12 protein-coding genes are annotated in these 16,721 nt (G+C 36.9%); 3 read left to right on the top strand and 9 right to left on the bottom strand.

The genetic code is table 11. The features are described 5' to 3' along the window. Window positions 1–151 precede the first annotated feature (151 nt). Window positions 152–2,047: a molecular chaperone HtpG gene (gene htpG, locus NG809_RS06500; protein ID WP_262149128.1), complete on the bottom strand. Its 1,896-nt coding sequence runs from the start codon at window positions 2,045–2,047 to the stop codon at window positions 152–154. Between the two features lie 661 nt (window positions 2,048–2,708). Here htpG and NG809_RS06495 point away from each other — a divergent pair. From NG809_RS06495 to NG809_RS06485, 3 genes are all read left to right on the top strand, one after another. Beyond that, entirely contained in the window at window positions 2,709–3,350 is a 642-nt protein-coding gene (locus NG809_RS06495; protein WP_262149127.1) for a hypothetical protein, read from the top strand. A gap of 37 nt (window positions 3,351–3,387) precedes the next feature. Continuing rightward, window positions 3,388–7,050: a hypothetical protein gene (locus NG809_RS06490; protein ID WP_262149125.1), complete on the top strand. Its 3,663-nt coding sequence runs from the start codon at window positions 3,388–3,390 to the stop codon at window positions 7,048–7,050. 91 nt (window positions 7,051–7,141) lie between these two features. Beyond that, the gene (locus NG809_RS06485; RefSeq protein WP_262149123.1) at window positions 7,142–7,714 is read left to right on the top strand and encodes a hypothetical protein; all 573 of its coding nucleotides are present in this window, start codon (window positions 7,142–7,144) and stop codon (window positions 7,712–7,714) included. Between the two features lie 156 nt (window positions 7,715–7,870). On the opposite strand, the gene recA is transcribed toward NG809_RS06485, so the two are convergent. From recA to NG809_RS06445, 8 genes are all read right to left on the bottom strand, one after another. After that, window positions 7,871–8,878: a recombinase RecA gene (gene recA, locus NG809_RS06480; RefSeq protein WP_262149121.1), complete on the bottom strand. Its 1,008-nt coding sequence runs from the start codon at window positions 8,876–8,878 to the stop codon at window positions 7,871–7,873. 294 nt (window positions 8,879–9,172) lie between these two features. Beyond that, window positions 9,173–10,369, bottom strand: a complete 1,197-nt coding sequence (locus NG809_RS06475; RefSeq protein ID WP_262149118.1) for an oxygenase MpaB family protein — start codon at window positions 10,367–10,369, stop codon at window positions 9,173–9,175. 242 nt (window positions 10,370–10,611) lie between these two features. Continuing rightward, on the bottom strand, window positions 10,612–11,385 hold the full coding sequence (locus NG809_RS06470; RefSeq protein ID WP_262149116.1) for a response regulator transcription factor: 774 nt from the start codon (window positions 11,383–11,385) through the stop codon (window positions 10,612–10,614). Between the two features lie 314 nt (window positions 11,386–11,699). Then, window positions 11,700–12,710, bottom strand: coding sequence for a type I glyceraldehyde-3-phosphate dehydrogenase (gene gap / locus NG809_RS06465; protein ID WP_262149114.1), 1,011 nt, complete (start codon window positions 12,708–12,710; stop codon window positions 11,700–11,702). Window positions 12,711–12,741: 31 nt separating this feature from the next. Then, window positions 12,742–13,728 (bottom strand): 6-phosphofructokinase, encoded by a 987-nt coding sequence (gene pfkA, locus NG809_RS06460; protein ID WP_262149112.1) that lies wholly within the window; start codon window positions 13,726–13,728, stop codon window positions 12,742–12,744. Window positions 13,729–14,031: 303 nt separating this feature from the next. Further along, window positions 14,032–14,790: a TIGR03915 family putative DNA repair protein gene (locus NG809_RS06455; protein ID WP_262149111.1), complete on the bottom strand. Its 759-nt coding sequence runs from the start codon at window positions 14,788–14,790 to the stop codon at window positions 14,032–14,034. 197 nt (window positions 14,791–14,987) lie between these two features. Then, a complete protein-coding gene (locus NG809_RS06450) occupies window positions 14,988–15,419 on the bottom strand; it encodes a hypothetical protein (protein ID WP_262149109.1) in 432 nt (143 codons plus the stop codon). Window positions 15,420–15,421: 2 nt separating this feature from the next. Further along, window positions 15,422–16,681: a putative DNA modification/repair radical SAM protein gene (locus tag NG809_RS06445; RefSeq protein ID WP_262149108.1), complete on the bottom strand. Its 1,260-nt coding sequence runs from the start codon at window positions 16,679–16,681 to the stop codon at window positions 15,422–15,424. Between the last annotated feature and the right edge of the window lie 40 nt (window positions 16,682–16,721).

Raw genomic sequence — 16,721 nt, 5'->3', positions numbered from 1 at the left:
AGTCAAAAAGCTCCTGAATATGAGTAATAAGTAATCTGTAATGAGTAATCTTTGATGAGTAGGTTTCTAACAAAAAAAATCGGCGTTGTTAAAAACTTCGCCGATAATTTATGGTATTTTAAACCTTAAAGGTTTAGGTTTGGTAGAAAAACTATTTCTCTAACTGCTTATAACTTCTTTGGATGAAGTCTGTAAGCTCTTTTCCTTTCAGTAAATTCTGTGATAATTTCGCCAAATCCAAAGCGTACTTAATCTGAGAATTTTTGTCTTCTGCGTTTTCATTTGCTAAAATTTTTGAAGCAAATTCACTGTTGGAGTTGACTACCAAATTGTACATTTCAGGGAAGCCGCCCATTCCAAACATACCGCCACCGCCGGTTGCCTGCATATCTTTCATTCTACGCATAAATTCTGGCTGGGTGATTGTGAAAGGAGCATCAGCGCTGTCTAAATCTTCCAATTGAACTGTAAATTTAGTGTCGTTAATTGACTCTTCAATGTTTTTCTTCAATGATTCTTTCTCAGTTTCATTTAATTTAGAAATAGCAGGTTCGTCTTTTTTAATTAAATTATTGATGTGGTCTGCATCAACCCGAGCGAAAGAAATTTTCTCTTTTGTAGATTCTAATTTCTGGATTAAATGCGGAACAATCGGAGAATCTAAAAGGATCACTTCATACCCTTTATCTTTCGCAGACTGAATGTAAGAGTGCTGTTCATCGGCATTTGTAGCGTAAAGAATCACCAAATTTCCGTCTTTGTCGGTTTGATTTGGTTTGATTTTTTCTTCTAATTCATTCCAAAGGAAATATTTTCCATCGGTTGTTGGATAAAGTGCAAATTTGTCAGATTTTTCGAAGAATTTGTCTTCGGAAATCATTCCGTATTCGATAACGATTTTGATGTCGTTCCATTTTTTGTTGTAGTCATCGCGGTTTTCATTGATTAATGAAACCATTTTGTCGCCTACTTTTTTGGTGATGTACGAAGAAATTTTCTTTACAGCACCATCAGCTTGCAAATACGAACGCGAAACGTTCAGCGGAATATCCGGAGAATCAATCACACCTCTCAGCAACATTAAAAAGTCTGGAACAATTCCTTTGACCTCATCAGTTACAAAAACTTGGTTTTGATAGAGTTGGATTTTATCTTTTTCGATATTTAAATTATTCGCCAGCTTCGGGAAATATAAAATACCCGTCAGATTGAAAGGATAATCTACATTTAAATGAATATTAAACAAAGGCTCCTCGAATTGCATTGGATACAACTCGTGGTAAAAAGATTTGTAATCTTCATCTTTTAATTCGCTTGGAGCTTTCGTCCATGCCGGAGTTGGGTTGTTGACAATGTTGTCTACCTCAACTGTTTCTGCCACTGCATCTTCTGCGGCATCTTCAGGCAAAGGAAGCGTTTCAGTTTTTGTTCCGAATTTAATTGGAACGGGCATGAATTTGTTGTATTTAGTCAACAGTTCACGAATTCTGCTTTCTTCTAAAAATTCTAATGAATCTTCAGCGATGTGAAGGATAATTTCTGTTCCTCTATCGGTCTTGTCAGTAGTTTCTTCTAATGAAAACTCGGGACTTCCGTCGCAAATCCAGCGAACGGCAGGATTTTCATCACGATAAGATTTAGTGAGGATTTCTACTTTTTCTGCCACCATAAAAGCCGAGTAGAAGCCCAAACCAAAGTGCCCGATAATTCCTGAATCTTTTGCAGAATCTTTGTATTTATCTAAGAATTCCTCAGCTCCGGAAAATGCAACCTGGTTGATATATTTTTCAACTTCTTCGGCAGTCATTCCCAAACCTTGGTCGATGATGTGAAGTTTTTTGTTTTCCTTATCGATTTTCACCTTGATTTTCGGATTTCCGTAATCTACTTTTGCTTCACCGATGTTGGTAAGGTGTTTTAATTTTAAAGTGGCATCGGTTGCGTTTGAAATTAATTCTCTTAAAAATATTTCGTGGTCGCTGTACAAAAATTTCTTAATCAACGGAAAAATATTCTCCACCGAAACATTGATATTTCCTTTTGTCATTTTTTTGGATTTTTAAATTTGATGATTAATTCTCAAAAGAAATACCATTGCCGCGAAAGTGACAAAATGTCGGATTTCAACGATAGCCTTTCAGGTGTTTGATCAGGTAAACGGTTTAAAAATAATAGCTTAATAGGCTAAGACGTTTTGAAGTTTAAGTATTGGAAATTTCGGGATTTTTTGCCTATTAATATTTTTCTTAATAATCATTAAAATAAGTAATTTTTTTATATTTTTGCATCCGCTTATCATGAATAAATGATGAGTTTGAATCGAAGCTTTTGCCGGACATCAGAAATGATAAAGTTTCGTTCGTTAGTATAAAAAAAACATTAAATGAAAATTCAATTTATCAGAAATGCGGTTTCTCTGCGTTTAAATTCCTCAGTTTTACAACTTTTTCACAATTTTAATCGCTTCGTATCTAAAGTTTTTCAAGATATCTTATCATAAATTTAATGAATATATGTATTCTGTTCTTTGAAAATTTTTAAGAATATTTTTACGGATTTTATTTATTGTTTTCTCATAATATGAATATAGCAATATATTTTATCATGCATTAATAAGTATTGAAAAATTAAGCTGCATATATTAATTATTATTATTCTTTTTGTGGTATCTATATATTTTTTATTACATTTATATAATAAAAACACTGTTGAGAGAGTTACTTTTCCATACTAATGCTCAAAAGGGAGTTACAGATGATTTGAAATCTGTAAGTTTACATTTTTTGTCTAAAGTTGTTTTTCTGACTACATTGTTTTTCTTATTTTTATCTAATGCGCAGATTTATGTATCCGGTAGTGCTCAAATGGTGGGAAAAGAATATATTTCTACTGGTGAGAAAAAGATAGAAACTATTGCAAACCGATCGGCAGTGATTTATATAACTGAGGGTGCATCTGTTACGAATTACGGTCAGCTTGTAATTGTAAAAAAATTACAAAATACGCCCCATCAGGCGAAGATTGCAATGCGGAAGTCGGTTAATTTCAAAAAACAAGTTGCCGTACAAGAAAAACTGTCACAGTCAAAAAAAATAATAAATTCTAAGAAACGCATTATTCACTACAAACCGTTCGACAATCCTGACCGGTTTATGGGCTCTAAGCATTATTTTAAAACCTTTAATCTTCCCTCGGAGCATCCGTCAAAAGTTGTAGAGGTTACGCAACATTTGGCTTTACGCTTAAAAGATTTTTCGTTACAAAAAACTAAAATTTTAAGTGTAGATTTTTTTAATAAACATACATTCTATTCCGTATTTTACACCCGTCCTCCTCCTTTTAAAGTTTGATTTTGTAACTAAAATTTAAACTTTAAACTTTAAAATTATGATTTTTAAATATTTTAATATTTATCCGAGAGATTTTTTCTTTCTTTTTATGCTTTTTATTTCTGTGAGTGGGTATTCGCAATGTCCTACAAGTATTGTGTATCCTGCATCAGCTGATGGAAGTGTGGCGACCACGGTAATCAATAATGGAGACTTCAGAATAGGAAGTTCTAAGATGACAATTGAAAACAGCAGTGCGGTATCGTTTACCAATGTAATCAATACCAGTCATCAGACAGAGCGCAGTATCAATATTGGTCATTCTGGATCTGCAAGCACATTTAATAACAGAGTGGAAACAATACTAACATTTTCACAACCGGTTTATAATTTAAACTTTAACATTAATGATTTGGATGCGGGGGACAGAATTAGAATTCTTGCTTACAATCAGAATAATAACTTGATAAATTTTGGAACAAGTAATTTTACATTAAGCAGCGGAACGGTTATCACCTATACAGCATCTCCAGACAAAGAGTTTTCATCTGCTGCTGTGGATGTATCATCATCAAACAGTAATACGACTGCAAGAATAGCTATAAATTTTAACAGCTCTTATGTCTCAAGACTTGTTTTGCAGTATTATGATACTAATTCAAGCGGTTCTTACACTATTGCAAACATTGCAGGGGCGTCCCTTTGTGCGCAAAATGACAGTTTTGGTAGTGTACAGCTTGGTACTGCAACCGCCTCATCTGTTCTTACAAACGATTTGTCGTCAACAGGTGTAACAGCTTCCGCTGCCAATACAAACGTTACGTTAATTAATCTCGGAGGTCTTACGGGTGCAACTATTAATGCAAATGGGACGATCAATATTCCTGCTAATGCTACACCCGGTAATTATACATTGACTTACAGAATATGCTCACCGACTGACCAAACCAATTTTTGTACAACTGCAACAGTAAGTCTTACTGTACTGACTTGTCAGGCCGGAACGGCACCTCCGACATTGGTTGCGGGTGGATTTTATGATGCTACAAACTCGGCTTACAGAATTCCTTGTGGATCTACAACAGCTAATTTGAGTACAATTACATCAAGTAATAAACCGACTCCCGCTACCGTTACATTAACCTGGCATACGGGGACACCTGCTACTACGGCTAATAAAATATTGGCACCAACGGCCTTAACAGGAACAAATAAATACTACGCTTCATTTTTCGACTCGGTAGCAAACTGCTATTCTCCAACGAAAGAAATTGTGGTTTTTGCTCCTATTTGTGGTAGAAATAACGATTTTACCAGCATACCGATTACTGCAGGGGTTGGAGGTACGTTGCCTTCCATTTTTGCCAATGACAGTTATAATGGTCTTGCAATCGCAGATATATCTACAATAACCGCAGATTTTGACTATGAATTATGGACCCCTTCCAATGCAATTATCAATGATAATGGTACTCTTACAATACCTGCCGGTGTGCCTCCTGGAATTTACACTTATTATTATAAATTAGTTGATACTGATCCTGATGTAGGTACGTTAATTAATGAGGCAAATTTTATCGAAGTTAAATTTAGAGTGTCGCCAAACAGCGATGGGGATGCTTATAATGATTATGACGACTGGGATGATGATAATGATGGCATTCTCGATGCAGTAGAAAGTCCGCCCTGTTTTTATTCAGCCGCAGAGTCTTCTGTTATTGAAAATATAACTTCTCCGTTTATTGGCGCTGCAGGAGATCCCACAGCTGGAAATTCTATTGCTACATTGTATAACGGAAATACTTCAGATGCCAATCCATTTAATTTTACAGGACAAACCATTACGTCGGGCAGTCCTATTTTTACAATCTCATACCCAGCTATTATTCGTTTGACTTCATTAAGTGTCAATCAGGCAGCGAGTGGAATGGCACCTGCAAACAGATTTGGTAGATTATTTGGGTCGAATGACGGGGTGAATTTTACCGCAATTTCTAACGGAGTTGCTTTAAATTCGGCCACTGTTACATTTGCCGTAACTTCTACAACATCTTATCGTTTTTACGAGATAAGATATGTAGGAACTGTAGCAGCTGGTAATTTAACTGATGGAACTTTGGGAACTGCAAATATTCAGGAAATTACTGCAGTCTACAATTTATTAGCGTACGAACCATCAGCAAATCCAAAGCCGATTACTTGTACATTCAGTACGGATTCTGATGGAATACCTAATCATTTGGATCCGGATTCTGATGGCGACAATTGTTTTGATGCTGTGGAGGGTGGTGAAAACGTTACTTCCGCTGATGTAGACTCAAACGGAAGAATTACAGGGGGTGTAGATGCGAATGGAGTTCCAAATTTGGTGAATTCAGGAGGTGCTGCAGACACTGGAAGTTCTACAGAAGGCACGCTTGGTCAGCCAATAGGGCAGTCTCAGGATGCTTTCAGAAATGATTGTTTAGATTCAGACGGTGATACAATTCCGGATTGGCAGGATTTAGATAATGACAATGATGGTATTCTGAATAAAAACGAATGTATTGGATTTATCGCTAATAATGTAAGCGGACCCTGGAAGGGAAGAACTGCGTCAAATATAACTGTCACAGCTAATCCTGGTACAACACAATCCAATTCAATATTTGTAATAACGGATCCACAGGTGAATTACAGTATCAACCAAAATGGAGGAGATCAGAGATTTGGAAATGCCTCAACATCTGTTTCCTACGTTCTCACCTTTTCCACACCAGTACCGGCAAGCGAAATAGGATTGATGATTGATGATGTGAATGTTGGTTCTGGTTTCTCGCCTTCAGCAACGTACAAGATAGATGTAGATTTTGGATCCGGATTTGTAAATCCTCAAGGTGCTTTTGTGAAGACCTTAGCGGGACGCAACAGTGGTGTTGGATATAATCCTATAACGGGTGTACCTTCGTTTCAGGATTTACCTAATCCTGTAGGAGAGGATATTTATCTGAGAGGAGCAGGAAACAGATTAGTGAAAGCGGTACGGATCACAGGATTAAACCTGGGCACAGGAGATTCAATATCATATTCATTCTTTGCCCTTTCTTCTTGCGATACAGATGGAGATGGGATCCCTAATGACTTAGATTTAGATTCTGATAACGACGGCTGTTCTGACGCTATTGAAGGCTCTTCCACGACTATCACAAACGCAAATTTAGTCAACTCATCTATGCCGGGCGGGAACACCGGAGCGACCAGCGGAAACTACAATCAACCTGTAATACAGAATTTAGGGAATTCGGTGGATACTACTCCAACGTCGCCAAGCTATGGAGTTCCGTCAATTGCCGGAACAGGACAGGGTGTGGGTGATTCAGCAAATTCGTTGGTGAACAGTTGCGTGTGCTATGAAGATCCTACTTTAGTTGCAGGAGCAACCTATCCGGTGAAACATGGTATTACTTTACTCGGAAGAGCGGGGAAAATAAGTGCTGTACCTGCAAATGGTGTGAGCGACTGGCCTATGAACAAAAATTCTGCATATACTGTTTTGGAATCTAAAACTAAAGGTTTCGTAGTGACTAGAAATTCAAGTCCTGAAACGACAATTACTATTCCTGTTGTGGGAATGATGGTTTTTGATACAGATGAAAATGCAGGAGCCGGATGTCTGAAAATTTATACAGGACCGGGATCCACAGAAGGCTGGAAGTGTTTTAGTACTCAGGGTTGTCCGTAACGGAATAAATTTTATTCAGTTAAATCTTAAACCTTCAGGGTTTTAATATCCCTGAAGGTTTTAATGAAGAGTTAATTTAAAATCTTAAAAAATGAAAAAAATAGCAATCATATTAAGTATTTCCATTTCTGTACTTTCGTTTTCGCAAGTCAGAATCGGAGCGACCAATTCCGCAGGAGATGTAACGAATACGTCTGTTCTGTTGGAATTCGGAACAGATAATAATAAGGGAATTATTCTTCCCTATGTAGAAACAGTACCTACGGGTGTTAACACCGCAAAAGGCGGAACGATTATTTTTGATGTTTCAGCAAATACGGAATATAAAATAAAAGTGAAAAACGAAAATACAGGATGGAAAGATCTAAGCGTCCAGTCTGGATATTCATCAGCGGTAGAAGCAGTTGTAAAACCAACGCAAGCTTTGCCTTTAACTGACCAAGCTGCTTCAAAATCAGTAATCGGTAATGAGACGACAACCACCGATGGTGTTTTGGTTTTGGATTCTCCAGATAAAGCGATGGTTTTACCTATTGTGTCAGATTATACGGCCATCCCAAATCCATCACCGGGAATGATGGCGTTTTTGCAGCATCCGACAGATTCTACAAAGCACCGTCTGATTGTTTTTAATGGTCAGAAATGGACTTTTTGGAGACCATAAAAACTGATTTTGACCTGAAATTTCACAACCGCTTCTGAAAAGGAGCGGTTTTTTTTATGGGACTCAATAGAATGAGGAAAATTGATTGCGTACTTTTCAGGATTGAACAAAAAAAAGACAGCCTCTCAGCTGCCTTCTGTATTTCAAATCAACAAATTAGTTTTTCTTGTTGATGATCTCTTCTTTTACTTTGTTTTCAAGCTCTTCAGCAAGTTCCGGATTGTCTTTCAACAAATCTCTCACAGCGTCACGACCCTGACCAAGCTTAGTTTCACCGTAGCTAAACCATGAACCGCTTTTCTTCACGATTCCCATATCCACTGCAGTATCTAAAATTTCTCCGGTTTTAGATACTCCTTCACCGTACATAATGTCAAATTCAGCCATTTTGAAAGGTGGAGCAACTTTATTTTTTACAATCTTCACTTTCACACGGCTACCAACAGCTTCGTCGCCATTTTTGATGGGTGCGGATGCTTTTCTGATATCAACTCTTACCGAAGCGTAGAATTTCAAAGCATTACCACCAGTAGTAGTTTCAGGGTTTCCGAACATTACACCGATTTTTTCTCTCAACTGGTTAATGAAAATTACCGTACACTTTGTTCTTGAAATTGTCGCCGTTAATTTTCTCAAAGCCTGAGACATCAATCTTGCGTGAAGACCCATTTTAGAATCACCCATTTCGCCCTCAATTTCTGCTTTTGGAGTCAATGCAGCCACGGAGTCAATCACTACGATGTCGATTGCACCTGAACGGATTAAGTTATCGGCAATTTCCAAAGCCTGCTCACCGTTGTCAGGTTGAGAAATAATCAGGTTTTCAAGATCGATTCCCAGTTTCCCTGCGTAGCCTCTGTCGAAAGCGTGCTCAGCATCGATAAATGCTGCAATTCCGCCTGCTTTTTGAGCTTCTGCGATGGCATGTAAAGTTAAAGTTGTTTTACCTGAAGATTCAGGTCCGTAGATCTCAATAATTCTTCCTCTCGGATATCCGCCAACGCCCAAAGCGATGTCTAATCCTAAAGATCCGGAAGGAATAACTTCGATGGTAGTGTCGATTGCACTGTCGCCCAACGTCATTACAGTTCCTTTTCCGTATGTTTTATCTAATTTATCAAGCACCAGCGCCAGTGCTTTTTTCTTATCATCTATGTTGCTCATATAGTATTAAAATAATTTATCAAAATTACATAATTTTAAGTTCAAAAGCTAATATATTTTGTTTCTGAAAATTGTTTTTAGCGTTAAAAAAATGATAAAATTTGTAAACCCCCTTCAAAATTTTTTTGACTTATCTTTCATGTTGGTGTCATTTGTTTGAGTGTGATACTTTGTTTCTGAAAAGACATTGATAACTAGCCCCGATTGTCGCGGCATCCTTTTTCTGGATTGGCTTTGAAAAAATGCACTGGCGAAAAAGATATAGCAGAAAGCGGGATTAAGCTCCTGAGAAAATTAGTGAAAATTTGAATTCTGGGTTATGTTCAAATAATCCTGTAAAACTTTCATCTGATCTTTATTCCCTTTTTTAATTCTCGCTTCACGGCTCACCGTAGAATCATAGATTTTGTTGAGAATCTTTTTCGTTACCGGAAATCCTTTTCTTAACGAAACTTCCGGAATCCTGAGCCTTTTGCAAACGTCTTCACCCAATAAATACCAAGTACAGCAAATGTGCAGGTATCGCAGATTTTTTCTCTGAAATTTATATTTTAGAATAGGATTTTCTAAAGATTCATTTAAAAGAGAGTGAGCCAGCAAAACCGAATCTTTGTCTGAAGAAGGCTGAATGGATGTCCACAGATAAAAATATTCCGTTGCCTGTTTTTTATTGTCGGGAAGCAGCTCTACCGGAATTCCCAACAGATATCCGACGTATTTCCAAAGATGAAAATGACCTTTTTCTTCCTCTTCAGAAATGGTATTTCCTAATTTTTTAAGACTGTGCATAAAAACCAGACTGAAACCAATGTAGGTCGCCATCATATCCCATGAATTGATGGGTTCGCCCCAGTTTTCTGTATCCCAGTTTTTATAATGTTTCCGGATTGATAGTCTGGCGTAAGAGTGAATTAATCTTGTTTTTATGGCAAATTCATAACCTTTTTTATGAACTTCCAAAGCGTCGTAACGGGTAACATTCACCCAGAAATCCAGTGTTTCGGAAAGTCTTTTTACGGCGCCTTTTTTCAGGGCTTCGGTGGCAATCAGAGGTTTGTTGAGGAAAGCGTAATCGTAACCGCCAATAAGACAATAATCTCTCAGTGAAATTAAAGAGTCGAGGTTGCTTCTCATGCAAAGCTCGGCACCACTTTTTATTAAATGTAAATCCAGCCAATCGGGTATAGTTTGGGTCTGACTGAAAAGTTTTTTTACGCTTTCAGGAACTTCATCATTTTCCGAAACACCATTCCGGATGTAACTTTCAATTTCTCTTGAGGCTTCAGGATAACTTTTTTTAAAGTAAACTTCTCTTACCACTTCGTCACCGATTTCATCAACGTGATAATAGAATTTTGAGAACTTATCAAAATCTTTAAAATTCAGCTGAGCTCCGGAAAGATCAGTCAGCTGTTTCCCGTTTCCAGTCGTCCAGAAATCTATGAAATGTTTTGAATCTTTGAATCTCGGCTGTAAAATCTGCTTTTCCATTAAGGATAAAGTTAAGGAATTTTAAATGAAAGCCACTGTGAGATTTGTCAGTTGGTTTGAGATTTGAGATTTGAGATTTGAGATTTGAGGTTTGAGATTTGAGATTTGAGAATCGGGGCGCGAGATTCGGGATTCGAAATTTAGGATTGAGATTAACTTAGAATTTTTATTAAATATTTTTTTATCAATCATCAATCATCAATCATCAATCATTTTTAATATTACCCATCACTCATTACTCATCAAACAAGTCCCCATTCAAACACTTTCCTGATCAGTTCTTTGCTATTTCGGGAGTCGGTTTTTTTGAGGATGTTTTTGCGGTGGCTTCTGATGGTGTGTTCGGAGAGAATGAGCATGTCAGAAATTTCTTTACCGGAATATCCTTTGGCTATCAAAATTAAAATTTCTATTTCCCTTTTGGTAAGATTGGGAGAATCAGAGCTTTTCCTGTCATCAGTTAGCTGCACGGTGAACTGATGAAAATCCTTTCTTGGTGAGATGCCTGTAAGTAAAACGGTGTAAGGATTCTGAGGTGTGATGTGCTGAATATTGGTGTGAATATTAATTGATTGAAACAAACGGTTATTTTCGTCCATCAAAGTGTGAATGGCCTGATGATGGAAAAGTTCGTATTTTCCTTTTTTGGTTTTCATCCTGAAACAATAACTTGGTTTCAGTAAAAGCTGATGCTCAACGCCAATCTGCTTTATTTTTTCGACGACAATATTTTCAGCTTTTACAACAAAAGGAATATCATCAGGATGAATCAGATTGAAAATTTCGTTGAGTTGTGAAGGGTATTCTGGAAGACCGTGAATCTTAAGAATGTTTTTATGGTGATGCGAAATGCTGGAATCTGCGAGATTTATTACGTAATAATAAAAGTTTCCGATGGAAAACATTTCGCCGATAATCTTCTCGATGGAGGGTGTGGTGAGAGCACGTGATCTGTCTTCTCCTGCGAAGTTTCCCCATATTTTTGACAGTAAATGTTTATCCTCCGGATTTCCCATTCTTTAGATTTGAAACGAAAATACTTAAAATTTTGTTAAAAATACCCCAAAAGGGCTATTTTTTTATGTTAAATAATTTGCAATTTTTGTAGAAACAATAATCATGAAAACTCTGCTTCGAAACTGGAGTTAATTTTAAAGTTTCACTGCGTCCCCTGAAACTTTAAAAGCAGGAAGGTAAAAGCACCGGTGATGAAAAAAAGAATTAAAGAAACCCTCTAAAGCAGCCACTTTCAGAAAGATAAGTGGTTTTTTTGTGCATTAAAAAAACCTTCCTGATTGGGAAGGTTTCATATTTTAAGCTAAATTCTAAATTATTTAGATAAAGTTGAAGCGTGGATCAACATATCTACCAATTTGTTTGAATAACCCATCTCGTTGTCATACCACGAAACAAGTTTTACAAAGTTTGGAGAAAGTGAAATACCAGCGTCTTTGTCGAAGATTGAAGTTCTTTTGTCTCCGATGAAATCCTGAGAAACCACAGCATCTTCAGTGTATCCAAGAATACCTTTCAATTCACCTTCAGAAGCAGCTTTAATCACAGCACAGATTTCTTCGTAAGAAGCACCTTTTTCGAGTCTAACTGTTAAATCCACTACAGAAACGTCAACTGTTGGTACTCTGAAAGACATACCTGTTAATTTTCCGTTCAAAGAAGGGATTACTTTTCCTACTGCTTTTGCAGCACCTGTAGAAGAAGGGATAATGTTGTTTAATGCAGCTCTACCACCTCTCCAGTCTTTCATTGAAGGACCGTCAACCGTTTTCTGAGTAGCTGTTGTAGCGTGTACAGTAGTCATTAAACCTTCAACAATTCCGAAGTTATCGTGAATTACTTTTGCCAAAGGAGCCAAACAGTTTGTAGTACAAGATGCATTTGATAAGATTTTCACATCATCAGTTAGTTCGTTGTGGTTTACACCCATTACAAACATTGGCGTATCATCTTTTGAAGGAGCGGAAAGAATTACTTTCTTAGCGCCAGCTGCAAGGTGTTTCGCAGCACTTTCTTTATCTAAAAACAAACCGGTTGATTCTACTACGTAGTCAGCTCCGATTTCGTCCCATTTCAGGTTGCTTGGGTCTTTTTCTGCAGTAACTCTGATTTTTTTACCGTTTACTACAAGGTCATTTCCGTCTACAGAAACTTCTCCCGGGAAAATACCGTGTACAGAATCATACTTCAGCATGTAAGCCATGTATTCTGCATTAATCAGGTCATTGATTCCTACTACTTCTACGTTGTCTCTTTCAGTCATAGCTCTGAAAACAAGACGACCGATTCTACCAAACCCGTTAATACCTACTTTGATTGTTGACATAATTGTTTTGATTTATTAATTATATAATTTATTAGATTGCTAAAATTTCTGATATTAAAAGAAGATCTTTATTGATCTCGTTGTGTTTTTTAATAGCTTCCTCGATTGGAGTATACACAATGTCGTTGGAACGCATTCCCGCCATTACATTGGTTTGGCCTTCCATTAAACCTACGACCGCACCGAAACCGAGTCTGCTGGCTAAAACTCTGTCTGCACAGCTTGGCGAACCACCTCTCTGAATGTGCCCCAAAATTGCCACACGGATATCATAATCCGGAAACTCTTTCTTGGTTTGCTCTGAAAGCTCATAGATATTGGCCAGTTCTTCACCTTCTGCCACTACAACAATGCTTGATGCTTTTCCTGTTTTTTCGGCCTTTCTGAAGTTGGCAAACAGGTCTTCCATGCTGTCTTTCTTTTCAGGAATAAGAATATCCAAAGCTCCTGTTGCAAGACCGCTGTTTAGGGCGATAAAACCCGCATCGCGACCCATCACTTCAACAAAGAAAACCCTGTTGTGAGATGTTGCCGTATCTCGGATTTTATCGATGGCATCCATTGCGGTATTTAAAGCTGTATCATAGCCAATCGTGTTGTCTGTACCAAAAATATCATTGTCGATTGTCCCCGGAACGCCGATGGTTCTTATACCAAATTCTTCGTTGAAGATTTTTGCCCCGGTGAAAGTTCCGTCGCCGCCGATGCACACCAAAGCCTCAATTCCGTGTTTTACACAATTGTCGTAAGCTTTTTGGCGACCTTCTTTGGTCATAAACTCTTTGGAACGGGCAGATTTTAGAATAGTTCCACCCTGATTGATTATATTTTTTACAGAACGAGGACCCATTTTCAGGAAATCATCGTGGATAAGGCCATTGTAGCCTTCTCTCACTCCATAGCATTCAATATGATAATAATTGGCAGTTCTTACAACCGCTCTTAATGCTGCGTTCATCCCCGGAGAATCTCCTCCTGAGGTTAAAACTGCAATTTTTTTTACAGCACTTTCTTTCATTTAATAATAAATTTCAAACACAAATTTACAAAAACAAGTTCAGATAACGGCAGTGTCTTCACAATACTTTTCATCCTTTAGTATCCTGCTTTTTTTGAAGAACCAAGTTTAAAGTGAAAAGAGCCAACTGGTGCAGGCAGGTACAAAAAAAAAGATGGTGGAGATTTAAATTACTGACAAGGTTGTGCAAATTTGATTTATTCGCAGCTGAATTATTTTTTTTAATATTTTAATAAAAGATCTGCGAAAATCTGCGGCATAATCCACTCTGTAGAATAAATCTGCGAAAATCTGCGGGAAAATTCATCTCTTCTCTGTCAAATATTTCCAGTACCTCTTCGGAACGTGCTGAAGATGCAGTTTTATATTTTTTCTTTCCACAATATTAGTTTTGAAAAAATAACGTTGCCACAGCTTCTGATACTGATTTTCTTCATCATGAAACTTCTCCTGATACTTTTTTAAATCTATTTTTTCATCAGGATAAAAGAAATCACAGGTTTCCAGATCATACAGAAGTCCGTAATTGCGTTTTAAATCATAGATCATCCATTTCTGATCCTGATATCTGTTTTTAAAATGTTTTCTGATTAATGGCAAAACATTAAAATCCGGATCTATTTTAGCAAAAAATACTTCATCCTGCATTTTTTCAAAACGGACAAAAGCTGTCATCCTGTGGCGTTCACGGCTTACGGATTTGCAGATTTTAGCAATCCTCAGAATATCCTGATTTGCATAATTCTGCAGAATATTTTCCTTTGGATATTGAATCGACTGTCTCACAGCAGATAAAATAATCTGTTCCAAATCCAGCTCTTCCGACAAAAAAACTTTCACCAATTCATGAATTCCAGATTTGCCAATATTTTCTTCCAGTTTATTTAAAACCCTTTCAGATTTTGCTTCCTGGGTAATCACTTCATGAATCTCTGCAAAAATATTTTCCTGATGAAATCTTTCCCTGCTTACAATTTCCACATCACGAAACTTATACTCAAAAACCTCGAATATTGCTGTGAAAAGTCCGTCGAAACTACCGTCGTAGAGGAGGGTGGTCATTATTTTAATTTGAAAATTTTGAAATGGGATAATTTGAAAATGGTAATAATCTAAAGTTTATTTCATCAGTTTGTCATGCTGAAAGCATCTAAGCATAGTATTAGAAAAATGATTTTATTTGCAAATTAAGATTCTTTCAGGATAACAAAGACGATGTCTGTGTTTAGAAATAATGCGTGATAAAAAATCATGTTATTTTAAATTTTATAACAAATCAATTTTAATTCAACGTCATTGATTTCAATATCAAACTGTCCGATTTTTTCGATAATTGATTTTATTTGATTTAAATCTTGAATATCGTTTTCAGAACTGACAATTTTTGCGAAAACTAAATATTCAATTTCTCTGTATTCAAGCCATCCACTTAAAGAATTATTTCCTTCAAATCCGTTCTGCCAATAATCAAATTCAAAAGTACTATCTTCATTGATGAATAATTGTCCAATATTATTATTTTGAATTTTCTTGAATTGAATTTTCTTGAAGTCATCAGCGTTTTCCACAATTCCTTTTATTAATCGAATCCACTTGGAGTTTGATATCAAATGTTGAGAGTAACCGGCGACAGCTTTGTCAATTTCTCTATTTTTCTGCTCTTCGTCGTTCGAAGCTTTTTGAATTTTCATAATTAAAACAAAGTCAATTGCTGCGAAAACTGATCCTGAAATTTAGAACTGCTTCCGCTTACTAAAAGTTTTTTCAAATTTAAATCCGTCAAATGTCTCAGAAAAACATTTCCTGCATTAAAGTCTATAAAATATTTAGCACGGTTCACTGCTGCTCCTAATTTCTGTAAATTCTCAATCGTCAAAACCTGAAAACGTCTCGCTGAAACGATTTTCTTTGCTGTTTTAACCCCAATTCCAGGAATTCTGAGGATCATTTGATAGTCTGCAGTCTGAAGATTAACGGGGAATTGATCTAAATGTCTCAACGCCCAGCTCAATTTTGGGTCAACTTCCAAATCAAGAAACGGCATGTGTGGATCTAAAATTTCATCAGCTTTAAAACCATAAAAACGCATCAGCCAATCCGATTGATACAGACGGTTTTCTCTGAGCATCGGAACTGCTGTCGTCAAAGCCGGCAATCTGTTATCCTCCAAAACGGGAACGTACCCTGAATAATACACTCTTTTTAAACTGTAATTTTTATAAAAATGATCCGCGACTTTAATAATTTGCAAATCATTTTCATTCGTCGCACCTACAATCATCTGAGTAGACTGACCTGCAGGAGCAAACTTCGGAACTTTTCTGAAAATTTTCTTCTCTTCTTTATACTGAGTAATTCCACCTTGAATATACTTCATCGGATTCAGCATGTCAGCACGGTTTTTCTCCGGAGCCAGGAGTTTTAAACCACTTTCAGTCGGAATTTCAATGTTAATAGACAATCGGTCGGCGTACAAAGCAGCTTCCTGCATCAGAATGTCACTTGCTCCAGGAATTGATTTTAAATGAATATATCCGTTGAAATTTTCTTCCAACCGAAGTTTTTTTGCGACACGAACCAATCTTTCCATCGTCGTATCGGCATTTTTGAAAATTCCTGAACTTAAAAATAAGCCTTCAATATAATTTCTTCTGTAAAAATTGATGGTTAAATCAACTACTTCTTCTACCGTAAAAGCGGCTCTTTTGATATCGTTCGAACTACGGGAAACGCAGTAGGCACAATCGTAAATACAGTGATTGGTTAATAGAATTTTTAGCAAAGAAACACATCGCCCGTCTTCAGTATAGGTATGACAAATCCCGCTTGCAGAACTGTCGCCCAGGCCGCCGATCTTATTTTTCCTCGAACCACCGCTAGACGAGCACGAAACATCATATTTCGCAGCATCAGCCAGTATTTCAAGTTTTTCTTTTACACGATCAAAATTCATACTCCAACATGTGTTTAATTCAAATTCAAATTTTTTTTGA

Origin of the sequence: Chryseobacterium foetidum (assembly GCF_025457425.1) — a bacterium.
GTDB lineage: Bacteria > Bacteroidota > Bacteroidia > Flavobacteriales > Weeksellaceae > Chryseobacterium > Chryseobacterium foetidum.
Note: the sequence above shows the minus strand (reverse complement) of the source record. Positions and strands in the feature narration are given on the sequence as shown.

What these genes read in the sequence shown, in the direction of transcription:
- htpG (WP_262149128.1), bottom strand. Translation starts at nt 2,047, where the DNA reads ATGACAAAAGGAAATATCAATGTTTCGGTGGAGAATATTTTTCCGTTG.
- NG809_RS06490 (WP_262149125.1), top strand. Translation starts at nt 3,388, where the DNA reads ATGATTTTTAAATATTTTAATATTTATCCGAGAGATTTTTTCTTTCTT.
- NG809_RS06485 (WP_262149123.1), top strand. Translation starts at nt 7,142, where the DNA reads ATGAAAAAAATAGCAATCATATTAAGTATTTCCATTTCTGTACTTTCG.
- recA (WP_262149121.1), bottom strand. Translation starts at nt 8,878, where the DNA reads ATGAGCAACATAGATGATAAGAAAAAAGCACTGGCGCTGGTGCTTGAT.
- NG809_RS06475 (WP_262149118.1), bottom strand. Translation starts at nt 10,369, where the DNA reads ATGGAAAAGCAGATTTTACAGCCGAGATTCAAAGATTCAAAACATTTC.
- NG809_RS06470 (WP_262149116.1), bottom strand. Translation starts at nt 11,385, where the DNA reads ATGGGAAATCCGGAGGATAAACATTTACTGTCAAAAATATGGGGAAAC.
- gap (WP_262149114.1), bottom strand. Translation starts at nt 12,710, where the DNA reads ATGTCAACAATCAAAGTAGGTATTAACGGGTTTGGTAGAATCGGTCGT.
- pfkA (WP_262149112.1), bottom strand. Translation starts at nt 13,728, where the DNA reads ATGAAAGAAAGTGCTGTAAAAAAAATTGCAGTTTTAACCTCAGGAGGA.
- NG809_RS06455 (WP_262149111.1), bottom strand. Translation starts at nt 14,790, where the DNA reads ATGACCACCCTCCTCTACGACGGTAGTTTCGACGGACTTTTCACAGCA.
- NG809_RS06450 (WP_262149109.1), bottom strand. Translation starts at nt 15,419, where the DNA reads ATGAAAATTCAAAAAGCTTCGAACGACGAAGAGCAGAAAAATAGAGAA.
- NG809_RS06445 (WP_262149108.1), bottom strand. Translation starts at nt 16,681, where the DNA reads ATGAATTTTGATCGTGTAAAAGAAAAACTTGAAATACTGGCTGATGCT.